Here is a 22,522-nt window from a genome sequence, read left to right on the forward strand (position 1 = left end):
TGAAGAGGACACATGACCCACCTCCTGTACCGCAGCCCGAAATCCACCCTCGGCCCGGTGTCGCTCACGATCACCTCGTACGTGGCCGCCGTCGCCCTCCTGACCTGGGCAACGATCAACGGCCATCTCGGCGGCTACATGTACGGCCGGATCCTGATCACGGTGCTGACCTTCCCCGCCTCGCTGCTCAACCTGCTCCTCGACGGCCCGCTCAGGCATGCCCTCATCGGCGAGACCACCACCGATGAAATCTCCGCCTGGAGCTACGTCATCTTCGCCTGGCCCGGCCTCCTCATGGCGCTCATTCTGGCCTGGTGCCTCACTCGGCACCGGCCTCACCGATTCACTCGAATCGTCAGCTGGACCCTCACCACAGCCGTCCTCCTGTCCGGCATCGCGATCACCTTCGACCAATGGGCACCCCGTCGCCCATACGGCTGGCCATTCGTCCTCTGCGGAGCAGGCATGGCCATCGGCCTGCTGCTCACCCGACGAGCCGAAGGGCGAACAGGCTGACGGACACGAGACCGCCATCGCCTGGCAGCGTGGCGCGCGCAGCCGGGACACGCAGGGGAAAATGGTGCGACTCTTCGGCGCGGCGCAGGTCCATGCTGTCGGATCCGTCCCACCGGTTGTTCGCGGCTGCCTGGCGGGCTCGCCATGCCGGCTCGCCGACCAGAATGGTGCATTCGATGCACCATTCGACCCACCAGTTGTCGGCGACCGTGGCGGCGTCTTCTCGTTCCGGCCTGCGGTCATCTCGATCGCGATGCCAGGCGGCGAACCCGTCGCTGATCGGGGGCAGGTTCTGCTGAGGCTGGCGCTCAGGAGCGGTGGTGAACGACTCGCACAGGGCGCGGACGCGCTGGCGCAGGCGGAGATGCTCAACGATGAGCTGTTGCAACTCCTTGCCAATCACCGCGCACCCAGCAGGTCGGAACGGCACAGCGGATCCAGCAGATGCCGGGCGGGTGGACTGGTCGCACCGGGCCCGTCGGGTGGAGACGAGTGTCGCGATCGTTGACCGGCTCGTTCAAAACGCCACCACCATCGAGACCGGAACCGACTCCTACCGGCTCGCCCACACCCGCGCCCAACAGACCGGCGTCACCGGATAGCAAGCCTGGCCCAGCCACACGACGACGTACCACCAGCAATATCACCGAGCCTTTCGGCGACATCGCCTACTCCAGGGTGAACGGTTCGTCACTCCACCGGAACCAGGCTCGATCACCTTCGATATGCAGGAGAAACTCGGCGACCGGCCCGCGTGGTGAGATCAGACAGACGGCCTCCGCCACCTGGTCATATGCCGCCTCCCACGCCTCCGGATCATCGTCGTCCTGTTCCAAAAGCTCCAGCTCTCGATCGAAGAGCGGCTTCACCTTGGCGAAGGCCGGGCCGGCGACGAAGGTGCCGTGCATCCAGGGCATGTCCATGTCGCCGACGACGATCTCACCGCACAATTCGTCCCCGCACAGCACCCACCACGTTTCCTCGTTACGGCCCATACATCCATTCCTGCAAGATCCAGCGGTTCACGTCATCACCGTCACCCTCAAGATCGCCGCCGACAAGGATGGCCGGTTCGGACGGGGCACGCTGGTGGGGCCAAGTTCGTCATCCGGGGGAGAGAACGTGGCCTCGCGATACGACGCCTTCATGCGGGCTTGCACGGACCGAGCCCAGCCCGGCAACACCTCCCCTCCGCCCCGTCACACCCTTCCTGGTGACCTGCTTGACGCAAAGACGGCGGCCATCCACTTCGACCCGGAAACAGGCATCAGCTTCTACCTCGAGTTCGGCCTCCTACAGGAACTCTTCGCCAACCCCACCCTGATCAACCGGCGCCGCTACCGCGAAACCCTGACCTCCTACCTCCGCGGCGACGACATCTCCCCCGCCGCCATCAAACTCCTGACCGAACCCGCCCCGGACAACGCCGGCGTCGTCTTCGGCAAGCTCCTCAAGAAGAAGAACTTCTCCTGGCCCAAGCACGGGGAGTCACTGCTGCGCCGATACAAGGCCCGCTACTTCGACGAGCCCCAACTGCCCACCACCGTCCCAGTCAGCGGCATGATGGCCGAACCTCTGCGCAACGCCCTGCGCGAGGAATTACCGGAGCCGTGATCTCAGCGCAAACCGCGAACCGCCGACAACCGAGAAGTCTTGCGGTCACCCTCGATAGTGCGGCAGTTTCGCCGAACTACCGAGAGGACGCATACGGCCCTTGAGCCGACCGCGGAGCAGCGGGCCGCGAGGGACGTGTTCGTCGCCAGCCGTGACCTGACCCTGGTCGCCGGCGCCGGATCCGGCAAGAATTCCGCCCTGAAATCGATGGGCGCCTCCACCCGCAAGCGGGGCCTGTACATGGCCTTCAACAAGATGTCCTGGTACGCCAGCACCGGCCGGCCATCCGGGCGCGCCACCACCGCCACGGCGTGGCGCAGCGTCTCGCGGGTCGGCTCGATCTTCTGAGGTGCCACCGGCCAGGTAACGTGCGGACGTAACAGGCGGTGTCCTCTCCCGAGACCAAGTTGTGAACGGACGCGATTTCCTCCAGGTAGATGGCCACGACAATCCAGATTCATGGCCACTCGACCTCCAGGTGGGCGGACACTACGTGTCCGGTTGGGCGGCCACCTGTCCGTGCACGTAGTGACTTTCGTACGGCTCGGGGCTGAGACCGTCACGATCGCCAACTTCGGTGCCCTCCCTACGGGCTGGGGCGGTCGGAGCCGCAAGCCCCTCCTTCGTCGGGCCTCACGGCATCGCGCACCGAGCTCAGCGCCGCCTGGTGGAGCCCGAGGGGCCTCGCCGTCGTTCGCTATGCCTGGCTGTGGCCCCGCATCTCAGCCCTGTAGAGCTGTCCGTCTACCTGGAGATCTCGTGGCCGCCCAGCAGGAGTCACATGGCCATCTACCAGGAATGACGTGTCCGTCCACCAGGGTTTCCATATGACCGCTAACACCAAGTCGACCGCGACAGTTTTGCGGTCCATCTGTGCCAGCACCGAACTGGCGTCGGCACCCCTCGACGCACGCTTTCGTCAGCCTGCCACAGGATCCTTGCGGGTCCAGTTCCTACTAGAGCACCCGCATCTGAAGAGCGGGGGATGATTTTCGCTCCTCCCGCCACGAATATCGGCCTGAATAGGGAAAAGAGAGCAAGTGGTACAGGGCTGGAGGTCAATATAAGGAGATGATGTACATGGAGCGAAAACCACTACCCCCCAAATAAGACATATTGGACGCTGAAGGACTCCCGCTCTCCTAAAGCGGGTGCCGCAGGTTCGAATCCTGCCGGGGACACTTACCTAGATCAGCATTTCAGGCCTCTGACCTGCGGCTTCACAGCCGCAGGTCTTTTGTTTTATGACCTTGCTAGGCAGCAAGCAGTGCCCGCATGCAGCCGTAAGACCATGATCAGGGGACATACGCGGGATGATCTTGATGACGTTTCCCCAGCTCAGGCCCCTAATTATCCGCCATCCCGGCCGCCCGATACCCGCTGCGACCGCCCGGACGTTGACGGTGACCGAACGCCACCGGTAATCGCGCCAGATGCATGCGTAACTCACAGGAAGTACACGCTCTCCCTCTCGCAACTGCACTGTACGTGCGTATCGACGACGCGGTGAACGTCCAACTGCTTTGGCTGCATGGCGTCCGAAGGTCGGTTTCGCACCTACCCTCAGTGAAGGCGAACTGGTAACGCTGGCGGTACTGTCGGTGCTGCTGGGCTTCACCTCCGAGCGCCGCTGGCTGCGGCACGCCTGCGCCGACATGAACGGAATGGCCCCGTATCTACCAGGCCACCCGGACTACAACCGGCGGCTGCGGAACGTCCGTGGTCTTGTTACGCACATGATCCGGATGCTGGCGCCGATCGAGTGCGGCCGCTCGCCACTTCGAGCTGACCGCATGGGCGCAGTACGGCTACTGCGCCTTCCACTCGCGCTACTCTTAGGGACTACGCATGCACCCGCTGTGCGCGCTGAGCAGCCTGCCTATGCTGTTCGCCCTATCCGGCGCGCCAAGGCCGACGAACGCGAGGTGCTGCTCAGCACGCCGAACGCCGCGCCCGACGTGGCCGCCACCCACCCGCAACAGACGATCATCGCCGATCGGCGATACTACGGCCGCGCCTTCGAGACCGAACTCACCGAGCATGGCTACATCCACTGCGCCCAGCCCACCAGGACGTGCTCGAATGGCCCGGCGCGACACTGTTCAGTCCTTCCCGTTCCACTCATTGCGGTGTAACGGTGTAGAGGCGTCTCTTCTCGCCCAGCCATTCACGGTCGATGAACCGGCCGCTCATGCGCCCGGCGAGAAAGAGATAGGTCTCCAGACAGATCCGTCCGTGGTGCTCGGGTTCAGTGATCCAGGATCCGGAGTGTACGGCTTCCGGCATCGCTGGCCGGCCGACTTCCCGGAGGTAGGGCTCGAGCATGGAGCCGGGGTTGGCGATGACCTCTCCGTACCAACGCTGGGTTGCCCAAGTGGTAGTGACACCGTCGCCACAGAGGAGGTCGTGGACCTGGGCTTCCATGGTGTGAACCTGGAGAAAACGCAGACTCGCTTCCGTCAGGCGATCAGTCATCGGGGGTGGACCGCTAATGGTGAGGACGTGCGTCCAGCCGTCAGTGTGAGGACCGGCCCAGATGCGTTCGGTGAAGCTCATCGGCCGGTAGTAGGCCATGGCGGCCTCAAGATTGCAGTCCTGGTGACTGGTGGGATCGGCGCCGAGCAGGGCGGCCACGATGTCAGTTTCGTCCGACTCGACCCAGGTGCCGATGAATCCGCGGCCCAGTCCCGCGCCGAGTAGTAACTCCCACTGGTCATTCACGCGGCCACGCCCCTTCCGGAATGCGGCAGAGCAGCCCCGGCGTGGCGAACCAGCTGTTGTCGATGAATCTGCCGGTCTTGTATGCCAGAGCGGCCAGGTAGAAGTTCATTTCTTGGGCGAGGTCGGAGGAGCCTATGAGGCCCGCCCCCTCCCGCCTGGGGCGGTCCCAGTGCTCTGCGGGGAGGTCCTGCCACTCACCTGCGTTGACATAGGCCTGTTCGCTGATCTCGCCCGCGTAGTAGAGCAGGTGGTAGGCCCGGCCACCGGGCTGTGGGAGCGAGTCGAGGGCCCGCCACGGAAACAATCCGGACACGGTGAACATCGTGACCCAGCCGGGGCTCTGCCCGGCCACCCACACGAGGTTTTCTTCTGAGTAGTCGCGAAACCAGCGCCGCGCCTGGGTGAGGTCACAGGCGAGCATCTCCTCTTCCACTCGCAGCGCGGTGGCCACCGCGCGGTAGTCGGGTGCCTCGGCCCACGAGCACTCGAACCTGCCCGCCAGACCCCGCTCCTCGAAATACGACCATTGGTCTAATTTGTTGCGATTTGTCACGATGCTCCGGTTTCGAGGATCGTATGACCGAAGTGGCCGCCAGACTGGCCGACGGCCACCTGCAGAATGATATCGCTATGGAATGATCTCGTACCAGAAGCTGTCGCCAGCTAGCAGGCGCTGGGTGTTAGTCCAATTCCCAACTGTGCCACCGTGGGACTGGTTCTGGGTCCCCGAAATGGCCTTGATGGAAAAATGTCCCTTCGCAGACGCGGCACCCTGCGTGGTTGACGCCCAGGGGAATTCATCGCAGTTGACAGTCCTCGATGTAGGCCGAGGGGCAGCCCTGTAGACCTCCTCCCAATAGTACTTGCACCAGCTGTTGGTGTACCACTTACCCTCTGCTTGGAACAGGCCGCTGGGTGGATAGTCCTTTGGATTGAGACTGAACACCTTCCGGTTTTTCAGTTCCTGATCTTCCGTCGCCTTGGTGAAGGGTTTGCCCGCCTCCACATCACGGGAAGCCAGCCAGTCTCCTCGCATCACCTTCGCTTTCACATTCCCAAGCGGGCCCTTGAGCGGAGGGTTCAGCGGATCGCTGTAGTTCGCCCCGTCGCGTAGTGGCGGAAATGTTCCTTTGTTCGTCGCCTGGTTCCGAGCTTCCTTGATGTGGGTGATGACTTCGGTGAAATTGGTGTCCCGGGATTCCTTCATGGAGAAGATTCGTTTCACCAGCGGATGGATGCAGCCGCCTTTGTACCCGGTGGGGTCGTGTGGGGCGGCGACAGCCCTTGTGGTCTCTGCCGTTTGTGACGCGCCCAGGTGTATCCAGTCGCAGCGTACGTGCGGGATGTAGGGCACTTCCTGTGGGTCGTTGTCGGACGGATCACCGCCGCCGATTCACTTGCCCTTCACCTGGCCCGAGCTGTTGTCATAGGCGATCTGGTTCCAGAGCCTGAGCGGCTTGAGCGCCCATTCCTTGTGAACGTCGCGCAGGATCGGGCGGAACGTGCAGACGTCGATCCGGTCGTTGTCGGTGTCGCCCATGACATAGCGGAAGTAGTCGTCGCCGTCCGCCTTCCATTTGGCGATGGTGTCGTCGCGATCGACGTCGGTTCCGGCGGTAGGAGCGCATGTGGAGCCCGCCTCACCGCTCGGCGTGACCTCAAGTTCCAGAATCCGCTGGTTCTCCTCGTTGGTGGCAGAGTTTCCGTCGTAGGCGGTGATCTCGCCGATGCGGGTCCACACCGAGATCTCCTGAGGTCGGTAACCACCACCTCCCACCACATGTTCACCGTCGGCGGTGCCGAGATACGTATTGATCGCCACCGACCCCGGCAGTTCCCCACCCTCGACACACTGCCCTTCCACGAGAGCTCGCGCGGTCTCCCCGTCCCCTACTGCGCCCGCTCGCGTACAACCCGCACTTCCGCGCGAGGCGGGATTTGCACCACCGTGATCGCATCGACCCAACGAAGGAGACTGCTTGGTCGTTTTCGCCTGTACAGCATGCGGCGCCCTGTTGACCGCGAAAGTGGCGCGGGTGGCGCTCCCCGACCACTCCAGCCAGAAGCACGGCCATGACCTGCTCCCCCATCTGCTGGAGCCAGGAACATACGCCGTGGCCCCCGGAAACGGCGAAGCCTGACACCCATGGGAACCCGAGCCCGGATGTCGAGCTTCGTCTGACCAGCGCCCTTCGACTGTCATTGAGCTGAGCCGGGCATCATGGACGAGCGTGCCCGTTGTCTCTTCGCTCTTCGTGATCGCGCTGTACGGGCCGCTATGAAGAGCATCGACAAAGCGGAGTCGGCCTGGGATGAATTCGATCAAAGCGATGACGCAAAAGAGTGAAACCCGAGTGAACGCGTCCTCGGCTCCGCACACATGGACGCCTTCACTCGGGTTTCGACCCTTATGGAACTATCGCCTGTCTCAGTAGCCGCCCGACTTTGACGAGGTCGTCAATATAGGTGACCAGTCCCGCTACAGCAGGAACGTCTTCCGAAGCACGTGCCGGAGTTCGCGCCAATTCGGCCTTGATCCGTGCCAGCCGATCCATCGTGTCATCCACGTTCCGCAGATCGGCGACCTCTATCTGGCGTTTGACCGCAGCGGTCGCCATCGCCCCGACACGGGGATCGAGAATCAGCAACTCTGTCACCAGGTCGCTGAACTCTACGCCTTGGGGCAGCTCCGGGAACGGGCGTTTGACGAAGGACTCGAACTCTGGTCGAGCCCGGTTGATCCGCTCCTGGTCAATCGGCATAAGTAACGATCTTTCCGCTCTTCGTGTAGATACCGAACGTCTTCCCGACCTTTATCCTCCACCCTTCCTCGCCGTTGTCGAGCTGCACTTTTTCACGTTCTTTCTTGGGAGTACGCGCCCACAGGGACTTGGCTTCCCGCGTGTAGTCTGCGAGCGTCCGGCCCTTCCCGTGCTTGTCCAAGTGATACCGGACCGAGCCGTAGAGTGCTCCGTCCTTGTCGGAGAACGTGGTGTTGTACCAGTTTCCCAGGGACTTCGCGTCGTCCTCGGTGAATCCGTAGCATCCCGGATCGATGTCGATGTTGTGGACGAGGACGCCGACGCCGCTCGCGGCCACATGGTAGGTGTGGTTGTCGGCGATCGTCAGGTTGTACACACGCTGACGACTGGTCGTCCACTTCGCCAGGCCAACTATCCTGACGCTCCCACCGCTGGCCGTCCGCAACAGCGAGCCCGGCTCGAGCCTGGTCGCTGCGACCCAATCTCGCTGGGACTCGACCCAGAAGGGATGCTCGTCGGTGGCAACGATAACGCCTTCCGCATCTCCCTTGTCACCGTCGATGTCCACGGTCACCTGGACGAGGTTCTTGGCGCCCCCACCCGTGATCATTTCCACGACCGGCTTGGCCTCGACCTTGCCGGTATCCGGGTCGGCGGCCAGGACCTTGTCCCCCACGTCGACCTGTTCGATGGGTTTCTGGGTTCCGTCCGCCATGACGACCGCAGTACCTGGGGCGAAACTGTTCCGTCCACATACCGCCGCGAGAGCCTTACGGGCGCTTTCTCGTGCTCGTCCTGCGATCTTAAGTTTGTCCTTGGCGGCGAGCCAGTTCTTGAAGGCGCTGATGGCGTCGCCGGCGTGTTTCCAGATGGCCTTTCCAAGTTCGTAGGCCTTCTTCCACTTCCAAGGCAAGGCGTATTTCGCGGCCAACTTGCCCGCGAGACCACCGGCGAGTGAGCCGAGAATGTTCAGCGCGGTTTCTCCGCACGCGCTCAGATCACCACTGGTGAAGCATTTGATGCCCGCGGTGATGCCGAGTTCGTCGGCGGCGATCTTCGCCAGTGACATGACTGCGTTGAGCAGGAGCTTGAGCTGACGATCCACCTCCGATTGGGCCGCCTTGGCATCCGCTTCCGCCTGCTGCTTCCGCGCCATCTTGCAGGCCGCGCTCTTCGGCTTGGCGCAGGGGTCGGCAGGCCGGGCATCGTCGATGACTTTCAGCCCCGTGGGATCGGATGCGCCGAGGGGATTGTTTCCCGCATAGGAGTACGGGTTCGTCCATTGTGGCTTTGACAAGTCCAGAAGCGGGTCGGTGGAGACGAACCTCCCTATGGACGGGTCATAGTAGCGAGCGGAGAGGTAGCTCAGGCCGGTCGAGGAGTCCTCGGTCTTGCCGAGGAAGCCGCGGTCGGTGAAGGGCAGGTCGTCGTTGCCGCGGCGCTGGCCGTACGGGAGGTATCGTTCGCGGGTCACCTTGCCGGTGGCGTCGTCGATGGCCAGTTGCGTGGAGCCGTGCAAGCCGGAGGCCATCCACTTCACGCCGGCGCTGGTGCGCATGGCCACGACGGCACCATCTGGTCCGGTGTAGTAGCGGGTGGCCCTTACTCCGGCTGCGGTGGCCTGGATCTCCATGGATCCGAGGTAGAGGGTGGTGGTGCCGCCAGGGTCGCGGCGGATGAGCCGTTCGCCCTCGGTGTCATAGACCATGGAGGTTTCCTGGCCGTCAACGACGGCCTTGTCCATTTCGCCGAGGGCGTTCCAGGTGAAGGTGGTCTGCTTGTTCTCGACGGTGCGGGCGACCATCTGCCCGGCGTTGTCGTAGCCGTAGGTGTCGACACGGCCTGGCCTGGTGATGGAGGTGACTGCGTTCGGGCGGACGGCGGACGCCCCGGCGGCCGGGTACGCGTAAGTGGCAGCGGTGCCGTTATCGGTGAGACTGATGAGATTGCCGACCGCGTCGTAGGCGAAGGACTGACTGTAAGGGTCGAGGCCCTGGCCATCGGATCCTGCCGTACAGGTGGAGCTGGTAGTGGTGTAGGCGGTGCTGAGGCGGTTCAATCCGTCGTAGGTGAAACATTCGGACTGGCCAGGGGCGGTGCTGGCAGCGGAGGCGGCATCGAGAATGCGGGTGATGTCGCCGTTGGCGTTGTAGGTGAGCTCGTCGTCCTGGGCGAGCTGGGTTCCGGTGGTGGTGGTCAGACGGTTGAGCCAGCCCGTCCCCTCGTCCCAAGTGAAGGTTCGTTTGACCTGGGCATTGGCGCCATAGCTACGTTCGTTGAGCCGCGCGGTGGAGGAATAGGTAGTGTTCTTGATGTATGTGGTGCCGCCGCTGTAGTTCGAGCTCAGGCTCTGCGCGAGGCCGAGTTCACTGTAGGTCAGGGTGAGCGTCTCAGCGGCCAGGTCGCCCTTGCCTGGCGAACCTTGTTCGATCAGGTTGTCGGCATGGTCGTACGCTGCGGTGAAGGCGTACTCGCCGGCCAGGACTCCTTCGGTCGCGGGGATGGTGACCTTGGTGGCGGTGGCCCGGTAGGCGTCGTCGTAGGCAGTGATCGCGTCGCTGTAGGCGCTGCCGCCGACGTACCGGGTGGCCGTGCTCAGGTAGCCCTTCACCGGGCTGTCGTAAGTCCATTCGGCCAGCTTGTTACCGGTCTGCGGCTCGCCAGCCCACTGGCTGCTCCTGCGCCCGAGTTCGTCATAGACGGTGGACACCTTGGTACCGTTGCCGTCCACCGACCACAGCGGTCTGCCGGCCGCATCGTACCCGTAGCTGGAGCTCCCCGCGTCGGGGTCGGTGGCCGCGGTGCGGCGGCCCAGCCAGTCGAAGGTGAAGGTCCGGACGTTACCACTGGCGTCGATGATCTTCGTCAGATTGCCTGCGGCGTTGTAGGTGTAGGTGGTGTCGTGGTGAGTAGCGGCCTCCTTCCATTCCTCGGTCTTGATCGTGCGGTCGAAGACGTCGGAAACGGTGGCCGTCTTGCCGCCGACCGGCGGGGTTACTTCGATGCGATCAAGGCCGGGGTAGGCGGTGGTGGTGCGGCGGAATTCGGCGGCCTGGCGGTAGTCGATGACCGCGGTCGGGCGTTCCATGCTGTCGTAGACGGTCTTGGTCCATGACGGCAGGGAGGTGAGTACGGGGTTGAGCAGGCCGCTGCCGGGTGCGTTGCCGTTGTGGGCAGGCTGGGAAGTGGCGGCGGTCAGCCCGCGGGAGTCGTAGGTGGTGACGGTGACGACCCTGCCAGCGGTGGGAGAGGCGGTCTGCTCTTCCCTGGTACGGCCGAGCCCATCGTCGTAGCTGTACGACGTGAGGTAGGTAGTGCCGCGCAGCAGGCGACGCAGCGTGGTCTTGGCCGGGGCGGTGGGCTGGCCAAGATTGCCGTCGAAGGGGATGTCGTAGACCACGGTGGCCGTCGGCGTGCCGGCACTGCGTGGCTGACCGGGCTCCCAAAGAGCTACGGCTCGGCCGAGGGCGTCATAGTCGATCTCCGTGGCCTTACCATTGGCATCGACCAGCTTGGTGGGCAGGCCGTTGCGGTGGGAGGAGAACGTGGTGACGGCATGGCCCAGAGGATTGGTGACCTTGGCACCCTGGTGGGGCCAGCCGACAGCCGGGGTGTAGGTCGTGGTGGTGACCTTGCCCATGGCATCGGTCGCGGTCAGCAAGCGACCGTAGTCGTCGAAGGTGTTCTTCGTGGTGGAGATGGTGGTGGCACTGGCGTAGGAGCGAGTCTCGGTGACGTTGCCGTCGCTGGGGGTGTTGCTGGCGGGGTCGGTGCCGCCGTCGTACAGGGTGATGGTCTTGCCTAGTACGGTGCCGCTGGTGCAGCTGTCGCCGGAGCGTTTCTCCACCGTGGCGGGCAGGCTGGTGATGCCGTTGGCCGGGTTACGGGCGTAGGTGGTGCTGGTGCAGGTGTTGTCGGTGGTGACGGCGGTGTCGCCGTAGTCGTTGACCGTGGTGGGCTGGCCGTCACCGTTGTAGGCGGTGCGCTGGTCGCTCCAGCGCCAGGCGCTGCCGGTGACCAGCTCGCGGGTGCGTTCGCGGGTGCGGTGCACGAAGGCCGGATCCAGGACGCCGGGGCCGGTACCGGTGGCGGCGACCTGGTACTCGTAGCGGGTGGACTCGGCCTCGGTGTAGGCGCGCGGATCGGTGGCGGTCAGCTTCCAGGTCTGTTCCTGCAGGAGCTGGCCTTGCAGGGCGCGGGAGTCGGTGGCGGTGGTGCCTTCGAAGGTGGTGATGGTGGCGCCATCGATGCCGCGGTAGAAGGTGTCGGAGGTGACGGTGTAGCCGTTCGGATCCGAGCCGGAGCCGCGGGTGGTGCGGACGGTGCTGTAGCCGCGCCAGTCGCTGCCGCCGGGTGCAAGATCGGGCTGGGCGTAGGCGACCGGGTTGGTCCAGCGCGGGGCGCCGAGGTAGTCGTAGCTGGTGACCATGTCGGGCGAGCCTGCGACCAGGTCACGTTCGACGACCTTCAAGGCGAGTTGTTTGAAGAAGCGGCCCCAGTTTTCCTGGCCGGTCTCCTCGTTGTAGAAGTAGTCGACCTTGTAGCAGTCGCCGGTGGCGTCGGGTAAGTAGCTGGTGCCGTCGCGGCCCTTACCACCGCCGCACGGGTCGGCCTGGCCGTAGGTCACCTCGATCCGGCCGCCCATGCCGTTGCCGATCCCGGCCACCCGGGGCACCATGCGCCAGGACAGGAAGTCGGTCCAGTCCGACCAGTTGTCGTACTCCATCTTGCCCGCGACCATGGCGGCGTCGAAGCTGACCGGCGGCAGCTTCTGCGCGCTCGTGCCGGCCAGGCCGGTCTGCTGCACGCTGTCCAGCCACAGCACCGGGTCATAGGCCGGGCCGAAGTCGGTGCGGGTGTAGATCCACCGGTAGCGGAAATCGGTGCGGGTGTCCGGCTCCCACACCCCTGAGGCAGGGTTCTTGGACTCGGTGAGGATCGAGTCGAGCTTGCGGGTGGAGTAGAACGCGACCGCATCGTTGGTCGTACAGGACGGGCCGCAGGTCAGGTCGGTCGGCACGTCCAGGCCGCCGCGGTCGGAGGTGGTGAACGTCATCCGCGAGGTCGGCGTGCTACCGGCCACCTGGGTGTTGTGGCCGTAGCTGATCTGCTTGAGGAAACCGCCCCGGTCATACGGCAACGGCACGTAGACCTCGGAGACACAGTCGGGCATGCAGAAGTAGTTGGTCTCGCGCTCGTAGGTGTAGTCGATGACGTTCTCGTTGGCGTCGATCGACTGGTCCAGGTTCCACCGCCACACACCGGTGCAGGTCGGCGGGATCATGTCGTTGAAGTACCGGTCGGCGCACGGCTCGGCGCGCTGGTTGCCGACGTACTGCAACTGCCACTGCGCGTCCTTGTTGTAGCCGAAGCGGTGCACCTGGCCGTCGCTCGAGGTGACCTTCCAGTACTCCAGGCCGTCCGCGCCGCCGGGGAGCTGCTCGATCTTCCAGCCGAAGTCCGGCACCGTCTTCCACAACCCGCTGGTGCGGTCCTTGACGATCGAGGCCGACCGGCCTGCCAGATTCAGCACCAGCTCCGACTGGGTGTAGTCCTTGGTGACATCGGTGGCCAGCTCGTCGGGCGACTCCCAGCAGACGGCCGAACCGTAGGGGCCGTCCTCGTCGGCGTGCCAGATCAGCGCGGCGTCGCCGGCGTACTCGGTCCAGGCGGTGCACCGGCGGTACTTGCGCTCGATGAACCCGGCCGACAGATTCCAGCCGACACCGACCACGCCGGACTGGTTGTTGGTCCAATGGCCCTCGCCGTCCACTGAGGAGGCGTCGTACTGCAGCGACAGGTTCGGCCCGGTACCGACCGGCGACGGCGCCTCCGGCAGCGGATAGTCGTAGGAGAAGCCGCCACCGGACGTGCCGGCCTGCCAGGTGCCGGACGGCTTGAGATCGGTGGCGCCGAAGTTGCCGTCCGGGCCGGTCATCCCGGCCGCCAGCACGTACACCGACCCGGACGTGAACGCCTGCCCGGCGCGGGCATCGGCCGTCTTGACGTCCTTACCGCTCGCGCTCTTCGGCAACGTCAGCGCCGCCGCCTTACCGGAAGCCGGATCGGCGTCGAGGTCGGCCGTCAACGTGCCGGACTTGACGTCGTTGTGCGCCTTGACCGGCTGCGGGCGCACCACGCAATCGCGCGGGCGCGGCGTCGTCAGCGCACACGCCGGCAGCCGCAGCAGCTGCAGGCGGGTGGCGAAGTTACCGCCGTAGGCATCGCGGAAGCTCGCATACGAGAACTCCGCTCGCACCTTTCCAGCGCTGTCGCCGGTCAGCCGGGCGGCGAGGCCTATCCCGCCCAGCTTCTGCACGGTGTCGGCGGGCAGCGTCTCCACCTTCACCGCGCCGACCTCGGCCGCGCCTTTGACCTCGGAGAGCCGGACCGGCAGCGCACCCGCCGCGACCGCCTTCTCGCCGGGATCCACCTGCGCCGTGCCCGGCTTCGGCCACACCGGCTCCTTGCGTTCGACCTGCGGCTGGGACTCCTCCGCCCCCTTGACCGTCTTGGCCTTCGCCACCGGTCGGCCATCCACCGATGTCTCGGGATCCGGCCCGGAAACCGACGCCGCCGCCGGAAACACGAGATTGTCAGGCACCCCCAAGCCGGAGATCACTAATGCCATCGCCACCGCGATGACCAGCACCGTCGTCCGTAACCGTCGCCAGGTTCGCATGTCGCCACCTCTTCAAGGCACGCTGACGCAGGCCTTCGGAAGAGGCCGCGTCAGGCCGTAAGGAGTAGATAAAGACGATCAGTCCGGATCTTGATCGACGATCATCTAGAGGTCAACAGCCGCAAGTTCGCCGCAAACGTTACGGAATGTCGCGTTTTTGATCCACAGCGAGGCGCACTGCATGTCAGCCAGCTTGTAGAAACTCCCCTTACCGAATGGTCTATACTTTGTGACATGAGTCACATTGACCAGCGGAGTCAGACATGCGCGACCTTCATTCGACAACGTCTTTGTCGGCGCCACAGGCGAATCCGCCTCCCCGTTGCGCCTTCCACAAGCTGTCGCATCGCTCAGTACAGCATCCGAGCACCAGGTCAGCGGCCGGGCGCTCGTGGACCGCCGGGCCTGGGCAGTGCGACTGGCCGAGACGCGTTCGATCGCGTCCGACGCCTGCCGGGGCGCGGCCGAGTACTACATCGCCAAGAGCCCTCCGCCTCGTCCGCGCCAATTGGGAGACCGTGACGGTGGCCGTCCGGACGTGCGGCGCGCGCGGGCCGTCCCGTCGAACGCGAACGACGCAGCATTGACAAGCTGCTCGGACGCCCGGCAGCGGAGAGACGGGCCGCCGACGCCACAGAACCTCGCCATCCGCGACCAGGCACTCATGCCCAGCGCTCATCCATCTGGCGTCGTCGAGGCAGCGTCAATTGGCCCGGCCGGACCACCGGATCTGCAGCTCACGAGAGCATCCGCATCTGAAGAGCTGGACCGCTTTGCGCGGCTCTCGCTGCGAGTATCGTTTTGATTAAGCAAAACGCCCGTCAAGGGACGGGCGATAGGAGGTCTTTGCCGAGGCGCCAATGTACGGTGAGCAGCAACCACATATCGCCCATCGATAGACATGTTGGACTCAAAACAAGTCGAGCTCTCCTAATGCGAGCCCTCTTGTTAGAGGTCAACGGCGCTGCAAGTCGGACGTTCATCACGACGTGGACCAGGGTGATGGGAGGTTGTGACTCGCCCCCAGATGTCAGCGAGCCAGACGCGTAGTTCCGCGCTGTAGCGGAGCGCATGGGCAGCAGCCTGCCCCGGAGAGTACACCTGGGCTACGGAGCGCGATCTTGCCTGTTCTTTGCCTGCCTTCATGTCCTAATTCGCGCCTGAAGGCAGGTATTTAGAAGGTGACAGGGACCCGGTGGCTCGGATGAGCGGGCCACATCGCCATGACAGGACCCCACCACATCACCCTTCGACGTCCGTCACCCAGCACGCCCATCAGACTCGACAGTCTCAGCGAGAAGGGGCCCTGGCATACGCCGCCGAACGGCTTGTCCGGGCTGCCTCAACGCGACCAAGGATCTGCTCAGCACCTCGCACCAGTGGCCGGCATTAGATCGGGCTCGCTTTTGCTCGTCCGCGGTGCGCGACCTTCCGCGAACGCACAACCTCCCGATCCACCTCGGCACCCCCGAGGGGCTGCTCAGCGGCGTCGCGGTGCTTCACGGCGTCGTGCGATGCGTGGCTTCCGTAGCGGCGATCGAGTCGGGCTTGAGTGCCGGCGCAGAGGTGGGTGTCGATACGTCGTGCCCGGCGCGGCGCTCGGGGCGGTCGGCGGTGGTGCGCCTCACGCTCACCCGGCTTCCTGCACCGCTGTGGCCGTGTCGGGCGGGCTCATGGCAGTCGCGCGTTCTTCTCGGTCTGGAGGCCGGTGATGAGGCGCGCGCTGACGTGGGCCGAGATCCAGCAACTGCCGGCTGTGGTCGACGTGGTCACCGCGGGACGGGCGCTCGGACTGGGACGCACCACGGCCTACCAACTCGCCAGAAACGGCCAGTTCCCCTGCCGGATCATCCGCATCGGCAAGAGATACCTGGTGCCCACCGCCGCCCTGCTCGCGCTGCTCGGCGATCACGCCCTCATCGAGGAGGACGGGACAACCGATGGCTGACGGCAGCACGTTCAAACGCTGCTCCTGCCGCGACGGCGACGGCAAGGAACTCGGGCAGAAATGCCCCAAGCTGCGCCGCTCCGGCGGCGGCTGGAACCACCGGCACGGCATCTGGCACTACCAGATCGAATTGCCTCCCCACCCTGACGGGAGGCGCCGTGGCCCGCTCCGCCGCGGCGGCTTCACCAGCCAGGACGGCGCCGAAGCCGAACTCGCCCAGGTACGGGCCCTGCTGACGTTGGCCGCGCCGGGCGAGCCCGCCACTCGCACGCAGATCGCCGATCTGATCAAGCTCACGCTGGCCGAAACCAAGGCGCTGCCCAACATGGAGACGGTCCGCCGCAAGATCAAAACAGGGCTCAGTCTGACGCAGGAGATCACCGTCGAGCAGTGGCTGGAGGAGTTCCTCCAGCGCAAGCGGAAGATCGAGGAGAGCACCCGGCGCTCCTATGAGGGCCACATCCGCCTCTACCTGATCCCCCATCTCGGCCGGCTGGCGTTGGATCGGCTCAAGGTCAGCGACATCGCGGTGATGTTCGAGCAGATCGAGGAGTTCAACGACACCATCGTTGAACGCCGCGCCAGCCCCGATCCGAGCGTGCGGGCCAGCGTCAAATACCGGCGGCCGATCAGCGTCGCCACCATGCACAGCATCCGCGCCACCCTGCGACACGCCCTGAACATGGCCATCCGGCAAGACCGGCTGCTCGACTTCAACCCCGCCGCCGTGCTGGAACTTCCCGCCAAGACCCGCCCCAAGGCGCTGGTGTGGACCGATGACCGGGTCCAGGACTGGCAGGCCGCCTTCCACGAACGCCTGACAGCAGAAACACGGCGCCGGGGCGGGCGGCGAGTGGATCCGGTCGACGCCTACACCAGCACGCCGCGCCCTTCCCGAGTGATGGTCTGGACCCCGGCCCACACCCGGCTGTTCCTGGAAGAAGCCCAGCGGCACCGCCTCTTCGCCCTGTACCGGCTGATCGCCCTGCGCGGGCTACGCCGGGGCGAGGCGTGCGGGCTGCGCTGGAAAGAGGTCAACCTCGATGCTCAGACCGTCACGATCAACTGGCAGCTGGTGCAACTGGCCGGGCAGGTCCATGAAGGCACGCCCAAGACCGACGCCTCGGTACGCACCATCGCCCTGGACGCCGAAACCACCGCAACGCTGCGTGCCCACCGGCAGCGGCAACTCCAGGAACGGCTGGCCCTGGGCGAGGCGTGGACCGACAGCGGGTTCGTCTTCACCCAACCGCACGGAGATCGGCTGCATCCCCAGAACGTCACCGAACAGTTCCTATGGCTGGCCTACCTCGCCGGCCTGCCACCCATCCGGCTCCACGACCTCCGCCACGGCGCGGCCTCGCTGATGCTGGCGGCCGGGGTAGAGATGAAGGTCGTGCAGGAGACGCTGGGCCACACCTCCAGTTCCTTCACCGCCGACACCTACACCTCAGTCTTCCCCGAAGTGGCGATGGCAGCCGCGGAGAAGACCGCAGCGCTCCTGCTCGCTGAGGAGGAGGGCCAGCAGAAGCCAGCAGAGGTGATCCCGCTGCGGGTCTGACCTGCCACAACTGCAACCGGCCCCGTGATCGCCGCGACCAGACGGCGGGACGGGGCCGCTCCTTCGCCAAGACAGCCCCAGAACGCCGATGTCGATCATGGTGTGGGCGGTGTTGGCGCGCGCGAGCACGTATGGAGCACGCAACCGATAGAGGAAAATTCTAGAACGCATCCGATCCCGCATCACTGCAGGTCAGACCATGATCAAAGCGCGCCCTGCAGGATTCGAACCTGCGACCGTCGGATTAGAAGTCCGATGCTCTATCCAGCTGAGCTAAGGGCGCTCCCGCCTTATTGTGCATGATCCGGCGACATGTCACGCACACGTTTTCCCCGTGTCAGTCTGTCAACCCGATCACACCCCACATGAACAGCGTTCCCAGCACGGTAGCCGTCAACGTCCATCCAGTGGCCCGTCTGGGCGTATGGGCCTCAGGGAGGATATCGGACGTGGCGAGGTAGAGGAGGAATCCGGCGAAAAGGCCGAGGTATGCGCCGAGGATCGTGTTGGGGATGGGGAGGAGGACGGTGAGGGTGGCGCCTGCTACGGGGGCGAGGGCGTCGAGGGTGAGGAGGGTGAGGGCGCGGCGGCGGGCGTTGCCGTAGAGGGAGGTCACCGTGTACGTGTTGAAGCCGTCCGTGAAGTCGTGAGCGATGACGCCTATCGCCACGGCCACGGCGAGGGAGGTGCCCGTCTGGTATGCGGCGCCGATGGCGGCGCCGTCCAGGAAGCTGTGGACGACGAGGGCGGAACCGGCTGTGAGGCCGACGCCCGCCCGGGCGTGTCGGTGGGTGGCGTAGTCCGTTTCGTGGGTGTCGTGCATGCCCATGGAGCGCTCCACGATGTGGATGCCGAGGAACGCCAGCGCGAACGTGAGCATGGGCAGGGGGACGCCGTGCAGGTGGAGGGGTTCGAGGGCGAGAGCCTCCGGGAGGAGGTCGAAGGCGACCACTCCGAGCATGACGCCGGCCGCGAAGCCCAGGACGAGGTGGCGGCGCGCGCCGACGCGGTCGGCGACGAGCCCGCCGAGCAGCGTCATGACGAACGCGGCCAGCGACAGCAGGATCGGCATGAAGTTGCAGGCTAGCGGGCCGGGGCGGCAATCTCCTGAGTTGGAAAAGGCCAGGCGGGGGTGGGGCAAATAGGTCTAAGCTATCTGGGCATGGTCGCGACGCTCCTGCATGAGATTCCGCTGCAGGGCGGGGACGTGACAGACGGGGTGGTGCGCGTCGGTGACACCGTGCGCAGACCGGCCAGTATGTCCACACCTGCCGTGCATGCCCTGCTGAGACACCTTGAGGCTGTCGGGTTCGACGGGGCGCCGAGGGTGGTGGGGATGGATGAGTTCGGTCGCGAGGTTCTTACCTTTCTTCCTGGTACGACTGGGCTGCGGCTGGACAGCGTAACCGATGAGGCGTTGGCCCGGCTTGGTGGGTTGTTGCGGCGCTTTCATGATGCGACTGCCGGGTTTCCGTTGACGGAGGCGGGGTGGGAAGGGGGGTCGAATGATGACCGGGCGCCGGAAGTGATCGGGCATTGTGATTTAACGCCGGAGAATGTGGTTTTTCGTCGTATGGGGGGACGTCGTGGCGGGGCGTCTTCTAGGGATGAAGCGTCTGCTGGGGGTAGGGCGTCGTCTTTCGGTGGTGGGCTGGCCTTCCCTGGCGGGGAGTTCACCGGTGGTGAGGGGTTCTCCGGTGGTGGGGGGTTCACCGGTGGGGAGCTGGAGCCGTACGCGTTGATCGACTTTGATTTGGCCCGGCCGACCACCCGGCTCTTCGACATCGTGACCACCCTGCGCCACTGGGCGCCCATCTCCGACCCCGTCGATCGCACTCCGCTCCTCCGCACGGTGGACGTCGGTGCCCGGCTGCGGTTGTTCTGCGACGCGTACGGCGTGCCGCCCCGCGACCGGCGCAGGCTCCTCGAACTGGCCAGGCTGCGCTTCCACCGCTCCTACACGGTGATGCGCACGCGCGCCTCCGCGGGCGGGAACTGGGCCAAGATGTGGGCGGGTGGCGCCGGGGAGCGCATCCGGCGGGCCGCGGCGTGGCTGGATGTGCACGAAGATGAGCTTCATGCCCACTTGGTATGACCCTTTGGGGCTCGCGCTCGGCGTGGCCCTCGACAAGCTGCTCGCCGATCCGCAGAGTCCTGCTCACCCGGTGGCGGTGTTCGGGCGTGGCGCGGCGCGGCTGGAGCAGGCCCTGTATGCGGACGACCGGCGGCGGGGCGTGCTGCACGTCGCCGTGTGCGTCGGCGGCGCGGCCTCGCTCGGCGTGCTGGCCGTGAAGGCGACCGGACGCAGCAGAGTCCTCCGTACGGCGCTCACGGCCGTGACCACCTGGGCCGTGCTCGGTGGCACCACGCTGGCCAGGGAGGGCGCGTACATGGCCGACGCGCTGGAGGATGACGATCTGGAACGCGCCAGGGCCCGGCTCCCCCACCTGTGCGGGCGGGATCCGAGGGGGCTGGAGGCGCCTGAACTTGCGCGGGCCACGGTCGAGTCACTGGCCGAGAACACCTCCGACGCCGTCGTCGCGCCCCTGTTCTGGGGGGCGGTGGCCGGGGTGCCGGGGATGCTGGCCTATCGGGCGATCAACACGTTGGACGCCATGGTCGGGCACCGTTCCCCCCGTTATGAGAAGTTCGGGTGGGCCGCCGCGCGGCTCGACGACGTGGCGAACTACGTGCCCGCGCGGGTCACCGGTGTGCTGACCGTGCTGACCGCGCCTGATCCCGGGGGTGCGCGGGCCATGTTGCGCAGGGACGGGCGTCGGCATCCCAGCCCGAACGCGGGGCAGTGTGAGGCTGCGTTCGCCGGTGGGCTCGGGGTGACGCTCGGGGGGAAGAACGTGTACGGGGGGAAGGTCGAGGAGCGGCCGACGATGGGGGATGGGCCTCGGCCGGGGGTCCGAGACATCTCGCGGGCGGTGCGGCTGACGCGGGCGGTGGGTGCGGCCGCTGCTGGGGTGGCGGTGGTGGTCGCGGCCGGCATGGCGAAGGCAGCCAAGGTACGAGCGGCCAAGGCATAAGTGGTCAAGGCGCAGGTGGTCAAGGCGCACGGGGTCAAGGCGCAGGTGGTCAAGGCGCACGGGGTCAAGGCGCGAGTGGCGTAGGTGGCCGGCAGGCGAAGCTCAGGGTGATGGTCGAGGCGCGTGGCAGGCGGACCACAAGGTGATGGCGGAGGTGGGCCAGGCAAGGGCGCCGATGGCGGCCGGGGTCGGGGTGCGGTGGTGTGGGTGGCGGAGGTCGCGAGGCATGGCAGGCAGGCGATGCGCTGCGCGCCGCGTCCGAACGGGGCGCGCAGCGCGGCGGCACCTACATGATCCGGTTGAGGTTGAGCACCAGCCACACCACGAAGATCACGACGAGCGTGATCCCGATCATCGACTTGGCGGCGTTGTGCGCGGTCGCCCTCCGCGCCATCACCTGCCTGGCGCTCTGCTTGTACACCTGACGCATGATGATCATTGCCTGGAACCGGCGTCCCAGGGCGAACACGGCGAGCCCGATCAGGATGAATAAGATAACGCGGCCATCTGAAGGTTCCACGGGAATCCCCCCTGTGGTCCTCTGGAGTTGCTTACCGCCCCCGAAACTGTGAGAACACAGAATACTCGGCCGACAGCGATTTGTGACTACATTTATGCGTCCAGGTCAACGACGATCGGCGCGTGGTCGGACGGTCCCTTCCCCTTGCGCGCCTCGCGGTCCACGTACGCCGCCCGCACCCGCCCGGCCACGTCCTCGCTCGCGTACACGAGGTCGATCCGCATGCCCTTGTTCTGGTGGAACATCCCGGCCCGGTAATCCCAGTACGTGTACGGGTGCGGCCCCTTCATCGGGGTCGGCACCACGTCCCGCAGCCCGAGGTCGCGCAGCTCGGCCAGTGCCTGGCGTTCGGCGGGCGTGACGTGGGTGGCGCCGACGAACAGGGCTGGGTTCCAGACGTCGGCGTCGGTGGGCGCCACGTTGTAGTCGCCGCACGCCACCACCGGTCCCGCGGCGATCTCTGGGGCGAGCGCGTCGCGTAGCGCGGCGAACCAGTCGAGCTTGTAGACGTAGTGGGGCGAGTCGAGGGTGCGGCCGTTGGGCGCGTACAGGGACCAGACGCGCATCCCGGCGCACGTCGCGCCGATGGCGCGGGCCTCGGGGCGGGCGGCGCCGACTCCGTCCAGTTCGCCGAAGCCTGGCTCGCCGGGGAAGCTGAGCGTCACGTCGGACAGCCCGACCCTGGACAGCAGCGCGACGCCGTTCCAGCGGCCGTCGCCGTGGGCTGCGGCCTCGTAGCCCAGCTCGGCCACCTCGGCCGCCGGGAAGGCCGCCGCCGGGCATTTGGTCTCCTGTAGGCACACGATGTCAGGCGCGGTGTCGGCCAGCCATTCGAGCAGGCGGGGTAGCCGTGCCTTGACCGAGTTCACGTTCCAGGTAGCCAGACGCATCCCTCTAGCCTGCCATCACGGCCCGCCGCAGGTCCGCACGGGCGGGCCGGGCGTCCGGAAGTTCGCGACTCGGCCGCGTAGGGAGGCGCTGCCGATGGTACGGCGGCGCGGCGGCGGAGGTTGAGGAGGCTGCGGGGGCGAAGGAGGTGGTGTTGGCGAGGGCGCGGAGGAGAAGGCGGCGGCGAAGCGGGCGGGGGCGAGGCGGGCCGGGGGGGGGGGGGGGGGGGGGGGGGGGGGGGGGGGGAGGGGGGGGGGGGGGGGGGGGGGGGGGGG

At 66.0% G+C, this 22,522-nt stretch carries 19 protein-coding genes, 1 tRNA gene and 1 pseudogene; 9 read left to right on the top strand and 12 right to left on the bottom strand.

Going from position 1 to position 22,522, the window contains the following annotated elements:
* Positions 1–12 precede the first annotated feature (12 nt).
* Positions 13–516 (top strand): hypothetical protein, encoded by a 504-nt coding sequence (locus FXF51_RS09025; RefSeq protein WP_148433804.1) that lies wholly within the window; start codon positions 13–15, stop codon positions 514–516.
* Here the strand turns inward: FXF51_RS09025 and FXF51_RS09030 are convergent.
* A complete protein-coding gene (locus FXF51_RS09030; protein WP_148433805.1) occupies positions 485–919 on the bottom strand; it encodes a hypothetical protein in 435 nt (144 codons plus the stop codon). The two genes, FXF51_RS09025 and FXF51_RS09030, sit on opposite strands and share 32 nt — an antisense overlap.
* A gap of 265 nt (positions 920–1,184) precedes the next feature.
* The gene (locus tag FXF51_RS09035; protein ID WP_148433806.1) at positions 1,185–1,511 is read right to left on the bottom strand and encodes a hypothetical protein; all 327 of its coding nucleotides are present in this window, start codon (positions 1,509–1,511) and stop codon (positions 1,185–1,187) included.
* Positions 1,512–1,638: 127 nt separating this feature from the next.
* Between FXF51_RS09035 and FXF51_RS09040 the strand changes: the two genes are divergently transcribed.
* The 3 genes from FXF51_RS09040 (at position 1,639) to FXF51_RS09050 (ending at position 4,265) form a co-directional block, all read left to right on the top strand.
* Positions 1,639–2,130, top strand: coding sequence for a hypothetical protein (locus tag FXF51_RS09040; protein WP_148433807.1), 492 nt, complete (start codon positions 1,639–1,641; stop codon positions 2,128–2,130).
* A gap of 135 nt (positions 2,131–2,265) precedes the next feature.
* A complete protein-coding gene (locus FXF51_RS09045; RefSeq protein ID WP_148433808.1) occupies positions 2,266–2,478 on the top strand; it encodes a hypothetical protein in 213 nt (70 codons plus the stop codon).
* Between the two features lie 1,175 nt (positions 2,479–3,653).
* Positions 3,654–4,265, top strand: coding sequence for a hypothetical protein (locus FXF51_RS09050; protein ID WP_148433809.1), 612 nt, complete (start codon positions 3,654–3,656; stop codon positions 4,263–4,265).
* Here FXF51_RS09050 and FXF51_RS09055 read toward each other — a convergent pair.
* The 6 genes from FXF51_RS09055 to FXF51_RS09080 form a co-directional block, all read right to left on the bottom strand.
* Positions 4,252–4,851, bottom strand: coding sequence for a hypothetical protein (locus FXF51_RS09055; RefSeq protein WP_148433810.1), 600 nt, complete (start codon positions 4,849–4,851; stop codon positions 4,252–4,254). The two genes, FXF51_RS09050 and FXF51_RS09055, sit on opposite strands and share 14 nt — an antisense overlap.
* Entirely contained in the window at positions 4,844–5,404 is a 561-nt protein-coding gene (locus tag FXF51_RS09060; protein ID WP_148433811.1) for a hypothetical protein, read from the bottom strand. Before FXF51_RS09060 ends, FXF51_RS09055 begins: the two co-directional genes overlap by 8 nt.
* Positions 5,405–5,479: 75 nt before the next feature.
* Positions 5,480–6,076 (bottom strand): hypothetical protein, encoded by a 597-nt coding sequence (locus FXF51_RS09065; protein WP_148433812.1) that lies wholly within the window; start codon positions 6,074–6,076, stop codon positions 5,480–5,482.
* Between the two features lie 168 nt (positions 6,077–6,244).
* Positions 6,245–6,673, bottom strand: coding sequence for a hypothetical protein (locus FXF51_RS09070; RefSeq protein ID WP_148433813.1), 429 nt, complete (start codon positions 6,671–6,673; stop codon positions 6,245–6,247).
* 586 nt (positions 6,674–7,259) lie between these two features.
* On the bottom strand, positions 7,260–7,613 hold the full coding sequence (locus tag FXF51_RS09075) for a hypothetical protein (protein ID WP_148433814.1): 354 nt from the start codon (positions 7,611–7,613) through the stop codon (positions 7,260–7,262).
* A complete protein-coding gene (locus FXF51_RS09080; protein ID WP_148433815.1) occupies positions 7,603–14,295 on the bottom strand; it encodes a polymorphic toxin-type HINT domain-containing protein in 6,693 nt (2,230 codons plus the stop codon). The genes FXF51_RS09075 and FXF51_RS09080 overlap by 11 nt, the downstream gene beginning before the upstream one ends.
* Before the next feature lie 1,711 nt (positions 14,296–16,006).
* Between FXF51_RS09080 and FXF51_RS09090 the strand changes: the two genes are divergently transcribed.
* Together FXF51_RS09090 and xerC are read left to right on the top strand one after the other, a co-directional pair.
* Positions 16,007–16,243 carry a helix-turn-helix domain-containing protein gene (locus tag FXF51_RS09090; protein WP_148433816.1) on the top strand — a complete coding sequence of 79 codons (237 nt, stop codon included), beginning with the start codon at positions 16,007–16,009 and terminating at the stop codon, positions 16,241–16,243.
* Positions 16,236–17,804, top strand: a complete 1,569-nt coding sequence (gene xerC, locus FXF51_RS09095) for a tyrosine recombinase XerC (protein WP_148433817.1) — start codon at positions 16,236–16,238, stop codon at positions 17,802–17,804. The genes FXF51_RS09090 and xerC overlap by 8 nt, the downstream gene beginning before the upstream one ends.
* Positions 17,805–18,013: 209 nt before the next feature.
* On the opposite strand, the gene FXF51_RS09100 is transcribed toward xerC, so the two are convergent.
* Positions 18,014–18,087 (bottom strand) — tRNA-Arg (locus tag FXF51_RS09100).
* 54 nt (positions 18,088–18,141) lie between these two features.
* Entirely contained in the window at positions 18,142–18,876 is a 735-nt protein-coding gene (locus FXF51_RS09105) for a ZIP family metal transporter (RefSeq protein ID WP_148433818.1), read from the bottom strand.
* Positions 18,877–19,062: 186 nt separating this feature from the next.
* On the opposite strand from FXF51_RS09105, the pseudogene FXF51_RS09110 reads away from it, so the two are divergent.
* From FXF51_RS09110 to FXF51_RS09120, 3 genes and pseudogenes are all read left to right on the top strand, one after another.
* A pseudogene (locus FXF51_RS09110) lies at positions 19,063–19,272 on the top strand (phosphotransferase); the annotation flags it as partial.
* A gap of 270 nt (positions 19,273–19,542) precedes the next feature.
* Complete coding sequence (locus FXF51_RS09115; RefSeq protein ID WP_262379369.1) at positions 19,543–19,899, top strand: hypothetical protein; 357 nt, start codon at positions 19,543–19,545, stop codon at positions 19,897–19,899.
* Complete coding sequence (locus FXF51_RS09120) at positions 19,883–20,839, top strand: cobalamin biosynthesis protein (RefSeq protein WP_148433819.1); 957 nt, start codon at positions 19,883–19,885, stop codon at positions 20,837–20,839. The genes FXF51_RS09115 and FXF51_RS09120 overlap by 17 nt, the downstream gene beginning before the upstream one ends.
* A 286-nt stretch (positions 20,840–21,125) precedes the next feature.
* Here FXF51_RS09120 and FXF51_RS62460 read toward each other — a convergent pair whose 3' ends face one another.
* Together FXF51_RS62460 and FXF51_RS09125 are read right to left on the bottom strand one after the other, a co-directional pair.
* Positions 21,126–21,260, bottom strand: coding sequence for a hypothetical protein (locus FXF51_RS62460; RefSeq protein WP_262379364.1), 135 nt, complete (start codon positions 21,258–21,260; stop codon positions 21,126–21,128).
* Positions 21,261–21,451: 191 nt separating this feature from the next.
* Positions 21,452–22,249, bottom strand: a complete 798-nt coding sequence (locus FXF51_RS09125) for an exodeoxyribonuclease III (RefSeq protein ID WP_148433820.1) — start codon at positions 22,247–22,249, stop codon at positions 21,452–21,454.
* Between the last annotated feature and the right edge of the window lie 273 nt (positions 22,250–22,522).

The sequence above is a fragment of the Nonomuraea sp. PA05 genome, assembly GCF_008086045.1.
In the GTDB taxonomy this organism is placed as follows: domain Bacteria; phylum Actinomycetota; class Actinomycetes; order Streptosporangiales; family Streptosporangiaceae; genus Nonomuraea; species Nonomuraea monospora.